Genomic DNA, 11,860 nt, shown 5'->3' with positions numbered 1-11,860 from the left:
ACGGCTATTATTTATAGGATAACGCTGCTTTATCGCGCAGCCTTTGCAGCAAGTGCAAGCGCTCCGCACAATCCGGCATTATCTCCGAGAGCAGGCGGCACAATATAGTCTTTGATCGCTTCTCCGAGTGAAATATGCTGCAAATAATCATTCATTAAATGAAGCAAATTGCTACGAATTGCTGCAAACAGTTGCTTCTGCTTCATTACACCGCCGCCCATAATAATTTTTTGCGGCGACAGAATCAGTATGTAACTCATCAGCGCCTGTGCCAGGTAAAAGGCTTCCATCGACCATCCAGGATGTTCTGCCGGCAAATCAGATCCGCTTCGCTCCCAGCGTGCCTCAATCGCCGGTCCGGCAGCCAGTCCTTCCAGACAGTCATTGTGATAGGGGCAGCTGCCCTGATAAGCATCCTCTGGATGGCGGCGTACGAGAATATGCCCCATTTCCGGATGGGACAGTCCCTGCAGCAGGGAACCGCCAATTACTGCTCCGGCACCGATTCCGGTACCGACGGTAATGTACAGACAGCTGTTCAGTCCTCTCGCGGCTCCCCATGTATATTCACCGAGAGCGGCGCCGTTCACATCCGTATCAAACCTCATCGGCACATCGAAGTGTTCTTGCAACTTCCCGATCAGATTGTACCGGGCCCAGTGCGGCTTGGGCGTGGATGTAATATGACCATACGTTGGACTGCCCACTATCGGATCAATCGGTCCAAAGGAACCTACCCCGATTGCCTGCACATTTTTCCTTTCAAAATACTGAATAACCTGTCGCATCGTCTCTTCCGGTGTCGTGGTTGCAAAGCTGACCAGGTCATGAATATGCCCCTGCTCATCTCCGATCCCGCATACAAACTTGGTACCTCCTGCTTCAATCGCGCCCAGTATCGTCATCTCTCCACTGCCTCTCTTGTTTATTTGAATTGGAAAAAGGCATCCTTTACAGGATACCCTCTCCGGTTCACTTGCCGACTTGTTCTACGTCCGTTAAGCGTTGGGGTATACGACGACTTTGAGACATTCGCTCTTGTAATTCAGCGCCCGCTCCATCGCTTCATAGGTCTGTTCCAATGGATATTTGTCTGTGATCAGCACGGTTGCATCAATATCGCCGGAGGAGAGAAACTCGATGCCTTTTGGATACGTATTGGCATAACGGAAAATACCGTAAATATCCACTTCATTATCGGCAATAAACGGTACATTGAACGCAATGTCCGTCTGTGCAGGCAGACCGACAATCGCCATCTTGCCTCCGCGTGCCAGACTGCCAAGTGCCGACTGGAGCGCTTTGGGATTGCCGGCGGTCTCCCAGGCCGTCTCGACGCCGCGTCCTCCGGTAATGTTCCTGATCTCTTCCACAGCATCCTGTTCCAGCACATTGATGACATGCGTTGCCCCCATTTTCCTTGCTGCTTTCAGGCGGAGCGGCTCCAGATCGGTCACAATAATCGTTGATGCGCCATAAGCTTTGGCTGCTGCTACAGCCATCAATCCAATAGGTCCCATACCCATAATGGAAATCGACGTACCCGGCTGCAGCTTCGTACGGGCTGCTGCATGAATACCTACAGAGAACGGCTCTACTAGGGCTGCCTCTTCATAGGACAGTTCATCGGGAATTGGAAATACAAAGTCTTCACGCATTTTCAGATACTGTACAAAGGCTCCATCATACGGAGGAGTCGCCAGAAATTCCACATGCGGGCACAGATTGTATCTGCCGGACTTGCAGGCTTCACATTTGCCGCAGGTAACGCCCGGTTCAATCGCTACGCGGTCGCCTACCCGGAAGCGGCTAACATTGGAACCGACTGCCGCGATATCGCCAGCGCATTCATGACCGAGTATAAACGGCTTGTCCACAACATAGCTGCCGATTTTGCCATGGGTATAATAATGAAGATCCGAGCCGCAGATGCCGACGGCGATTACCTTGATCAATACTTCATCCGGTCCGATCTCCGGTACAGGCACTTCTTCGATTTGAATTTCGCGTGTGCTATGCATAACGGCAGCTTTCATCGTTGCTGGTACTTGTGATTGGGTCATTGTAATATCCCTTCCTTTTGCATAATGTAATCAGGCTTTTTGGTGATACATATCGTTCAAAATACGGTTGAACAATCTGGAATCAAGCTTGTAGAACAGAGCGGCAATAATACCGAGCGCACTGAGAATCGCCGGCAGCAGACACAGCAGGAAAGCAATCCCCGTCAGTGCAGTGGATGTCTGTACTGCTTCCGGCACATAACCGGTAACCTGCAAAATACACCCGGACAATGCACCGGAAATGGCGATCGAGAGCTTTTGTCCAAAACTGAATATGCCGTAGATCAGCCCTTCGGTACGGTGACCAGTTTTCCACTCGGAGTATTCCACCGTATCCGGCAGCGCTCCCCATATGACCGCAGCCGGCATTCCGCCGATCAGACTGCTCAGCAATGTCCAGAAAATAACCATCGGCAGATTGCTGTAATCCGTCAGGAACAGCGCCACTCCGCTGATGATCGTACCGGACAGACCGAGGATAATCGCATTTTTCTTTTCCAGCCATTTGGTCAGCAGCGGAGCCGCCAGTGTACCGAGCAGATTGCCGCCGAATGTAATCAGCATAAACAGGGACAGCAGATCTGTACGGTCCAGGTTATAATTGACATAATAAATAGAGATCGAAGAGCGAATTCCTGCTGCCGCCTGAAATACCAGATAGATGAAGGTAATGAGCAGCAGCGGCTTGTTCAGCAGCAGTACTCTGGCGGATTTCCGGAACGGCAGAGGAACTGCCTTCTTCGCTGCAACCCGCTCCCGGGTGCCTGCAAAACAGATCATGTAAAATACAAGTGCAAATACCGAGTAAATCATCAGTGTGTTCCGGTAGCCTACCTGATTGTTGTCCGGCCAGAAATGACCGATAATGATCGGCGTCATGACAGACACGATGATACTGCCGATCATGGAACCGACAATCCGGTAAGAGGAAAGGCTGACACGTTCCAGCGGATTCTGCGTCATCGCGGAGGTCAGCGCCCCGTACGGCGTGCCGATAAAGGACATCATCGCCATAATGGCAATATAAGTGATGTATGCGTATACAATTTTACCGGTCATGCCAAAGTCAGGTGCCGAGAAACAGAGTATGCCCGCAATCGCCATCGGAACAGCGCCAAATAAAATAAACGGTCTCAGCTTGCCCCACCGGGTCTGTGTACGGTCAATGATCGCGCCCATGCCCAGATCGATGAATCCGTCCAGAATCCGCACGAGCAGGAACATTGTACCGACTACGGCTGCCGGAAGCTTGACCACATCCGTATAGAAGAACAGCATGTAGGTCAGCACCATGGACCAGTAAAAATTAATCGCCAGGTCCCCGCTGCCATAGGAGAGCTTCTCCAGCACACTAAGCTTGTGGGATTGTTCGGGTTGTGCATCGTTATGAGGCAGCTCGACCCCTTTTGCCAAAGTGTTATCCATTAAACGATCCTTCCTTTCCAAATCACAGGCATTTCAGTCATGCCTTGATTGTTTTCATCCAAATTGTATATATTTATGGAATCGCTATCTATCATTTTGGACTGTCCATTTTGTACAGTGCGGCTGTACATTTTTGAAATTATACCAAGGAGCGTGAAGCATATGGCAGAATTGGAAGATCAGGAAGGCTTTGCGGCACTGCTTTCCGATGGCATCACCGCGCTCAGGGAACATCCCGATTACCGGACAAGGCGCAAGAAACGGGAGGCGGTCCCTTCGGGCCGTTCGTTCTCCGAATCGTATATGGATCGTATCTCTTCCCGGATCGGTGTATCCGCCAATACGGTCAAAAGCTGGACCGGGCAAATGGGCGCAAAGTATATTCCGAGCCGGATTGAGGACAGCAAGCTGTTCACCCTGCTGTGGATGATTATGGAACAGGAAGTGATGACGCCGCGGTGGTTTAACGATCTGCTGTTATGTACTTCGATTCCGGTCATTGATCCGCCCGCTCCCGAATGGCTGATGTCCTGTTTTCGCAAAGCAAAAGTTCTGCTGGAGGATGGAACTTACGGCGCTCCTGACGAACAGCAGATAATCGGACTCGTAAACCGGCTGTTCCCTCAAGGCCAGCTGTCGGCTCTGACTTCGGCTTCGGCTTCGGCTTCGGCTTCGGCTTCGGATCAAGCAAATCAGACTGCTCATAATCTGCCCAGCCGGCGAACAGAAGTATTCATCGGACGGATGGAAGATCTGTCCCATCTGCTTCACTGGCTGCACTCTCCCTCGTCCGTCTGTCTGCTAACCGGCTGGGGCGGCATGGGCAAGACGACGATTGCGCTGGAGACCGCTTATGCCTGTCTTGGTTATGCACAGGGAGATACTCATTCTTCGGCGCTGATCTGGCCGGATATGGCTCATGTCATCTGGGTGAGTGCCGAATCCGGCAGTCTGTCGCTCAGCGATTTTCTCGATACGATCGCTTATCAGCTGGGCCGCAGGGAACTGCTGGAGAAGCTGCTGGCCGAGAAAAAGCTGGTCGTCCGCAATGCACTCGCCGCCGCAGCTGTACAGCAGCCTGTGCTGCTGATCGTTGACAGCATGGATACCGCACACCCGGATATTCATGAATTTGTCGTATCTGCTCCGCAGGGTGTAAAAATACTGCTGACCGCCCGGGCAAATCATGGCCAGCTGCACAATCTTTCTCCCCGGGAAATGTATACAATTACGCTAAATGGCCTGCAGGGCGACGAAGCGCTGCAGTATCTGCAGGAGGAGACTGCCTATCATCTGAGCATGAGCATTCTGCCTGCCCGGCGTCAGCGGCTGGAGCAGCTGCTGTCTGCCAGCCCGGATATGATCGAGCGGCTGATTGCCGCAACTGCAGGCAATCCCAAAGCGATCTCGCTCAGCATCGCCTATCTAGCCGATGACGAACTGGAGATCAGTCAGCTGATTCAGGAGATTGAGCGTGCCGGTTACAACCTTTCCACCCTGTTCGATTATCTGTTTGGACGCAGCTGGGAACGCTGTACGGCAGAAGCGCGCCAGCTTTGGCAGACGCTTAGCTTTTTCGGTGAATCGGCCGATGAGCACAGCTGGGCAGCTGCTGCCCAGCTCAGTGAACACCATTTTCATGAAGCGCTTCGCCAGCTGCGCAGCTTTGCACTGATTGAGTCCGAGCGAATCCATGGTCAGGTCCGTTACCGGGCACATCAGACCGTGCTGGCTTATGGTGAACAGCACCTGCTGCGTCATTCGGAGCGGGAACAGCAGATGCGCAGGCAGTGGGCAGAGTATTATATCGGCTATCTTGATCAGCATCTCCGGCGCCAGCATCCGGATCAGGAATACTGGAGCTTTCTGCTGGGACGGGATCTCCGGCCGGTCAAACAGGAATGGCCCAATATAATGAAGCTGCTTCACTGGGCAGATGTCCATAACCCGGAGACACTGATTCAGCTGATGCTGCGGATCACTCATCTGCTGAGCCGCATCAATCTGGAGACCCGGGTCGAATACTGCCTCAAAGCTGCCCGCTATGCCAGCGCAGCCAGTCGTATACAGCCGGCTGCTCTCTTTTATATCGATGGCGCAGGCTGGGCACTGATCGAGACCGGCGAGACGCAGCAGGCTCTGCACTATATTGCCCAAGGAATTCATGAACTGCAGTCATCCGGCCTACCCGATTCCGAAGCCGCCGATCTGCTTATTCTCGGCAAGGCCCTGCAGGCAAGATGTTACCTGCAAACCGGACAGCTCACTCAAGCCCATACCCTCCTGGAAAATATATCGATTGAACCCCACTCACCGCTGATTCTCCATCGATTACTGTTGATCCGTGGAGAGCTGCTGTCCATGGAAGGCAGGCACAGCGAAGCTATTATTCTGTACGAACAGGCCAATCAGACCAGTCAGAGTTACGGCGGTGAGAAGACAATTGAAGCCTATTACCATCTGGGAATGGCTTATATGAAGCAGAACGATTATGAACAGGCACGACTGGCTTTTGATAGGCTGCTGTACGACGAAGAGCAGCCGAACCAGATTGAATTGATCTTTTACCGGTATGGAACAGCCCGGTTGTTGGCAGAAACAGGTCGTTATCAGGAAGCGATACAGCTGACCCTGAGCGTGCTGACCAGTATTGAATCCTGGGGACGACTGGCGGGACTCAAGCGGGAAGTGAAAGCTTTTTACGATTCACTTCGGCGCTTGCCGCGAGAATAACAAAAACCCATAGCAGCAACGTAAACACGATTGCTGCTATGGGTTTTTGACATGGATCATTTTCAAGTATGAATCATTGATAGTAGGCTTGATCTCAGGCTCTGCATGTACCTACTTCTGTATGCGACTGGCAGCTATTACTGCACCGACCGCTTCTGCCGGTTCATCATTCGGTACTGACTCGGCGTATGACCGGTCAGCTTCTTGAAAGTCACGCTAAAGTTAGCGGTATGCGCGTATCCGGTTCGTTCCGCGATCAGCGCTACGCTGAGCGTACTGTCACGCAGCAGCTGCCGGGCAGCGCGCAGTCGGATGGTCTGCAGATATTCCCGGAAATGAAAGCCGGTAATCCGCGGGAAGATCCGGCACAGATAGGATGGACTGATATAGAACAGCTCGGCCATGCCCTGCAGTGTCAATGGTTCAGCATAATGCTCATTAATGTACCTGGAAATCTCGGTGATTTTGTATTCCATCGGATGCATAGTCGTAGTGGGAACAGCAGGCTGCCCCTGTTCTCTGCGTCTCACCCGATACAAGCGGATCAGCAGCCCGGTGAGCAGACAGCGGCTGTATTCGATATACCCTGCCTCCTGCCGCTGCAGTTCCTCCAGCAGACTTTGCAGGCATTCCTCCACGGCTGTCTGCTCTTCGAGCGGCAGATGATAGAGCGGATCACGCCCAAGTTCCTGAAGCGGGAACATCAGACCCCCACCCTCACGAATAAACTCCTCGGTGAAATTAATCAGAATCCGTTCACAGCGAAGTTCATCCGTACTGACTGTCCGATGCAGATCCGTCGGACAGATAAAGACCAGATCCCCTTTGCCTGCATGAACCGCTGTCCCATTGATAAAGTACGTACGTCCTCCATCCTGTACATAAAAGATCTCGTAACTGACATGAGAATGATAGCGCGGCATCGCACTGTAGCCGACCTGCCGCAAATAATGAATACGTACGCTCTCCTGCGGGTCCAGACTGTAACCGACTGCGGCCAGATTGTGCATCTGCTCTCCTCCTTCTGAATATCCAGTCCCTATCCTCTAATTCCCCTGCGGGCAAAAAGACAATAAAAGCAAAATGTAAGCGCATTCCAGACAAGTAATGCAAAATTTGTTTGTTTTACTTGTACTATAATGGCTCTGTGATCACTTGTAAATTAATGGTTATCTTAATTCCTTTTGACCTGCAGGCATTCCGGAATCCGGCAGGAGCTGTTCTGTTCCTCCATCCTCATAACAAGGGAGTTGTATAACATATGAAATTAAAATTATGGCAATCGCATGTCCAACCTGCTGCGCTGAGGTCCACTGTCAATACATCTCTTATTCTGGTATGCACATGCGCAGTCGGACTGTCTCTGCTGCCTGTCCAGCCTGCTCATGCCCAGGAATCATCCGTTTCTTCAGCCAGTCTGCTCGCCGAGACCGGACAGACAAGAACGATTACAGTCGCCAAGGATGGCTCGGGACAATACAGCAGCGTACAATCCGCTGTCGACTCTATTGAAAGCGGTAACAAAACGCCGGTGACCATTTATGTGAAAAACGGCGCCTACCGGGAAAAGATTACTTTTCCCAAGGATAAACCCTATATCACTGTAATCGGCGAGAATGCTGCACAGACCATTCTTACTTATGATGACACAGCCGCTTCTGCCGGTGGGACGACCAACAGCTCCAGTACCTTTGTGATGTCCGATCATTTTACAGCGCGGAATATTACTTTTGCCAATACGGCTGGTAAGAATGCCGGACAGGCTGTCGCTCTGTATGTACGTGGCGACCGTGCAGTATTCCAGAATGTACGGATACTCGGTCATCAGGATACCCTGTATACTCCCGGCAGTGGACGACAGTACTACGAGAACTGTTATATCGAAGGCACGGTCGACTTTGTTTTTGGCAGTGCGACAGCGGTGTTCAGGAACTGTGAACTGCAAAGTCTGGGCAATGGCTACATAACGGCCGCTTCCACACCTGCCGAGCAGCCATATGGCTATGTATTCCTGGACTGCAATCTGACCAGACGCAGCGATGTCGGAGAGAATTCGGTTCATCTCGGACGTCCATGGCGTCCATACAGCTCGGTCACCTACATCAATACCATGATGGACAGTCATATCCGGCCGGAAGGCTGGAACAACTGGGGCAATGCTGCCAATGAACAGACCGCAAGGTATTCGGAATATAACAGCGGCGGACGGGGCGCAGCCGGGCCAAGAGTCGGCTGGTCCACCATCCTGTCTTCCGATGAAGCCGCTGCTATTACTATTTCGAAAGTGTTGTCCGGCAGTGACGGCTGGAATCCAGCCAACTGATTGGGGTTAAACTGCTCTATACCATAATCGTCAAGCGAGAGGAGAATCCCATGAACCGAACGATTCAATTATGGACACGTTCACTGCTGGCAGCAGCAGTCGCTGTTCCTATCCTGATCCCCATTACGGCACAGGCTGCCGAGACGAATCCGGCGGCTGATCCTACAGCCGTAACGACAGCCCGCCTTCCCGCCTTTCCCGGTGCTGAAGGTGGCGGTATGTACACGACAGGTGGACGCGGGGGCAGCATTTACGAAGTGAGCAATCTCAACGATTCCGGTCCAGGCTCCCTGCGTGATGCCGTGTCGGCAGGCAACCGTACGATTGTCTTCCGCATATCGGGCAATATCCACCTCAAATCCCCGCTCAAAATCAAAGCCTCCAATCTGACCATCGCCGGACAGACCGCTCCGGGCGACGGGATTGCCGTGCTTGATTATGATATAACGATCGACAGCGATAATATCATTATCCGCTATATGCGCTTCCGCCTGGGCGATGCCCATCCGACCGAGAGCGATGCCTTTGGTCTGCGCAAGCACAAGAACATCATGATCGATCACTGTTCCTTCAGCAATTCGGTGGATGAAGTGCTGTCGCCTTATCAGAATGAGAATCTGACCGTGCAGTGGTCGATCGCTTCCGAGAGCATGCTGATGTCCCATCACTCCAAGGGCCGGCACGGATATGGCGGCATCTGGGGCGGGCGCAATGTGACATTCCATCATAATCTGATCGCCCATAATGCCAGCCGGAATCCGCGCTTTGCCAGCGATGCCGGAGATACGGTCGATTTTCGCAATAATATTATCTACAACTGGCAATTCATGGCCACGTATGGCGGCGAGAATATCGCAGCCAATATGGTCGGCAATTATTACAAATATGGTCCTGATACCGCACGCAGCGTACGCGGGATGATCCGGGATACCCCCTCCGCCACCAGCCAGTGGTATATCGAGGGTAATCATGTGGACGGCTATCCGGATCTGACAGCAGACAACTGGCTCAGTATGCCAGATGCCCCGGCTGCTTCGCGGCTGAGCGAACCGGTGGATATGCCTTATCCGATTCAGGCGGAGAGTGCTGAGCAGGCCTATGAATCCATACTGGCTGAAGCCGGCGCCATCCTGCCCAAGCGTGACTCTATCGACGCCCGTATTATGCATGAAGTCGCGCAGCGCAGCGGCAGAATGCTGAACTCCCCTGCCGAAGCAGGAGGATATCCCGAGCTGCAGTCCGCTGAAGCTCCTGCAGATCAGGATCATGACGGGATGCCGGATGCCTGGGAGATTCAGCAGGGACTCCAGCCGGACGATCCTTCCGACAGCTCAGCCATCAGTCCGAGTGGATATACACAGCTAGAAATCTATCTAAACCAGCTGGCAGGCAGTAGATCGCTGAACCCGGTCGTCAGCCTGTCCACTCCGAAGAAAGATCAATTGATTCAGGCCGACCAGTCTCTAAGCGTCACCGCCGATGCGTATGATGAGGATGGGCGTATTGCCATGGTCGAATTCTATTCCGGCAGCGAACGGCTCGGCCAGGATACGACGGCACCGTACGAATACCACTGGAATGCCGTACCGGAAGGTACCCATTATATTACTGCCCGTGCTATTGACGATACCGGCACAGCGGCGAGCAGTTCCACAGTCGTACTGCATGCTGTCGGACCGGATGCTGTTGATCCGTGGACAACGGTGGGTATTGGCAAAGTAGGCGTACCGGGAACAGCTACCTCTTCCGGCGATGCCATGACTGTACGCGGCAGCGGCCGCTATGGCGAAGGCGATTCGCTGAGTACCAGCCAGCGGCGGGATGACTTTTCACTCACCTATCAGAAATTAACCGGTGACTTTGAAATGATCTCCCGGATCGACAGCCAGTCTCGCATCGATAACAATGCCCAGGCAGGAATGATGATCCGCAGTACGCTCGATGCCAATGCCCAGATGGCTGCCCTGACCCAATCGACTGTTAAATACGGTCAGGCCGGACGATTCATTCACCGGCTGCAGCCGGGTGACCGTGCTGTGGAGGTGCAGACCGAGGACTTCCTCGCACCCGGTTACATGAAGCTGGTGCGTACCGGCGATACGGTATATGCGTTCCTTTCCCAGTATGGACAGGAATGGGTACAGGCCGGATCGGTTCAGCTGGATGGATTGCCGGATACTGTCTATGCGGGATTCGCAGCCGATGCAGCAGCAATCGACAACGAGATTCACAATTACAACACCGCTCATTTCTCCGACATCTCGATTCGTGAGCTGGCGCATATGCCATCCGTACCATCCAATGTGTACGGAGAAGCCATCAATGACGGTATCCAGATCCGCTGGACACGGGCGGCAGAAGCCGATACGTACAATGTGGAACGGTCACTTGTCGAGAACGGACGTTATACTACAGTCGCTGATAATATTCGGCAAAATGAATGGACCGACCGTACCGCCGAACAGGGCCGGCTGTATTATTACCGGGTGACTGCCATCCATGAAGAAAACGCCAGCCTGCCGTCAGCGCCTGTCTCTGCGGGACTGACTTCCCAGCAGCCGGTAACTGCCTACTGGGCATTGGATGATTTTGAACAGGATCAGATCGGAAAACCGCCAACCGGCTATACATTGGAACCGGCACATCCCGGCACAGCGACCAATCATGTACTGGTCGGCAATCTTGCCGCTTCCGCAGCTTCCGCAGGTACAACGGCCGGTAATGCAGTCGTTCCGGGAAGCAAGGGACTGATCCTGTCGGATACCGGCAAAGAAACAACCCGAATCACCAAACGATTCAAGGAACAGACCGGCCAAGTTATTCTGAACACGAGTATACAACTGAGCGCAAATAGCGATTATGACCGGATGCTGCAGCTGCTCAATACGCCAGGCGGCTATGCGGCTGTCGCGATCAATGCCGATGCGGACGGCTTCTCCTACTATGCTTCCTCCAAGGAAGTTCGTCCGCTCAGCCAGCAAAGTCCGCAGCCGGGACAGTGGTACCATATCCGCGTCATTGCCGATATCGCCAGTCAGACCGCAGACATTTACATCGATAACCAGCTGGCTGCCGAAGATGCTCCATTTATGAACAAAGTCTCTACCATTGCTACCTTTACCGCCCAGACACCGGAGTCGGGCAGCGGCAATCTGAGCATCGACAATATCTCTATCCATTCCTCTGCTGCCCAATAAGGATCGTTATCCGCAGGTACACACTATAGCACATGGCTGTCACTGGAGAAGATCCAACTGGCAGCCATGCTCTTTGTGTTTTTTTATGTTTTTTGCGTTACTTTATGCCTTTTGCCAAA

7 protein-coding genes are annotated in these 11,860 nt (G+C 52.8%); 3 read left to right on the top strand and 4 right to left on the bottom strand.

The window, feature by feature from the left end:
- Positions 1 to 29: 29 nt before the first annotated feature.
- The 3 genes from M1D61_RS10265 to M1D61_RS10255 form a co-directional block, all read right to left on the bottom strand.
- Positions 30 to 905 (bottom strand): ROK family protein, encoded by an 876-nt coding sequence (locus M1D61_RS10265; RefSeq protein WP_458122244.1) that lies wholly within the window; start codon positions 903 to 905, stop codon positions 30 to 32.
- Positions 906 to 998: 93 nt separating this feature from the next.
- On the bottom strand, positions 999 to 2,063 hold the full coding sequence (locus M1D61_RS10260; protein ID WP_458122243.1) for an NAD(P)-dependent alcohol dehydrogenase: 1,065 nt from the start codon (positions 2,061 to 2,063) through the stop codon (positions 999 to 1,001).
- 30 nt (positions 2,064 to 2,093) lie between these two features.
- Positions 2,094 to 3,488, bottom strand: coding sequence for an MFS transporter (locus tag M1D61_RS10255; protein WP_458122242.1), 1,395 nt, complete (start codon positions 3,486 to 3,488; stop codon positions 2,094 to 2,096).
- Between the two features lie 162 nt (positions 3,489 to 3,650).
- Here M1D61_RS10255 and M1D61_RS10250 point away from each other — a divergent pair, with 162 nt between their 5' ends.
- Positions 3,651 to 6,221, top strand: coding sequence for a tetratricopeptide repeat protein (locus tag M1D61_RS10250; RefSeq protein WP_458122241.1), 2,571 nt, complete (start codon positions 3,651 to 3,653; stop codon positions 6,219 to 6,221).
- Between the two features lie 137 nt (positions 6,222 to 6,358).
- Here M1D61_RS10250 and M1D61_RS10245 read toward each other — a convergent pair whose 3' ends face one another.
- Positions 6,359 to 7,231: a helix-turn-helix domain-containing protein gene (locus tag M1D61_RS10245; RefSeq protein WP_458122240.1), complete on the bottom strand. Its 873-nt coding sequence runs from the start codon at positions 7,229 to 7,231 to the stop codon at positions 6,359 to 6,361.
- 251 nt (positions 7,232 to 7,482) lie between these two features.
- Here M1D61_RS10245 and M1D61_RS10240 point away from each other — a divergent pair, with 251 nt between their 5' ends.
- Both M1D61_RS10240 and M1D61_RS10235 read left to right on the top strand, forming a co-directional pair.
- On the top strand, positions 7,483 to 8,544 hold the full coding sequence (locus M1D61_RS10240) for a pectinesterase family protein (RefSeq protein WP_458122239.1): 1,062 nt from the start codon (positions 7,483 to 7,485) through the stop codon (positions 8,542 to 8,544).
- 50 nt (positions 8,545 to 8,594) lie between these two features.
- A complete protein-coding gene (locus M1D61_RS10235; protein WP_458122238.1) occupies positions 8,595 to 11,741 on the top strand; it encodes an Ig-like domain-containing protein in 3,147 nt (1,048 codons plus the stop codon).
- The last annotated feature ends 119 nt before the right edge of the window (positions 11,742 to 11,860 follow it).

The sequence above is a fragment of the Paenibacillus sp. Z6-24 genome (assembly GCF_054161335.1).
This window is presented reverse-complemented; position numbering and strand designations above follow the sequence as displayed.

Coding starts and splice junctions, on each gene's coding strand:
- M1D61_RS10265 (WP_458122244.1), bottom strand. CDS start 905: ATGACGATACTGGGCGCGATTGAAGCAGGAGGTACCAAGTTTGTATGC.
- M1D61_RS10260 (WP_458122243.1), bottom strand. CDS start 2,063: ATGACCCAATCACAAGTACCAGCAACGATGAAAGCTGCCGTTATGCAT.
- M1D61_RS10255 (WP_458122242.1), bottom strand. CDS start 3,488: ATGGATAACACTTTGGCAAAAGGGGTCGAGCTGCCTCATAACGATGCA.
- M1D61_RS10250 (WP_458122241.1), top strand. CDS start 3,651: ATGGCAGAATTGGAAGATCAGGAAGGCTTTGCGGCACTGCTTTCCGAT.
- M1D61_RS10245 (WP_458122240.1), bottom strand. CDS start 7,231: ATGCACAATCTGGCCGCAGTCGGTTACAGTCTGGACCCGCAGGAGAGC.
- M1D61_RS10240 (WP_458122239.1), top strand. CDS start 7,483: ATGAAATTAAAATTATGGCAATCGCATGTCCAACCTGCTGCGCTGAGG.
- M1D61_RS10235 (WP_458122238.1), top strand. CDS start 8,595: ATGAACCGAACGATTCAATTATGGACACGTTCACTGCTGGCAGCAGCA.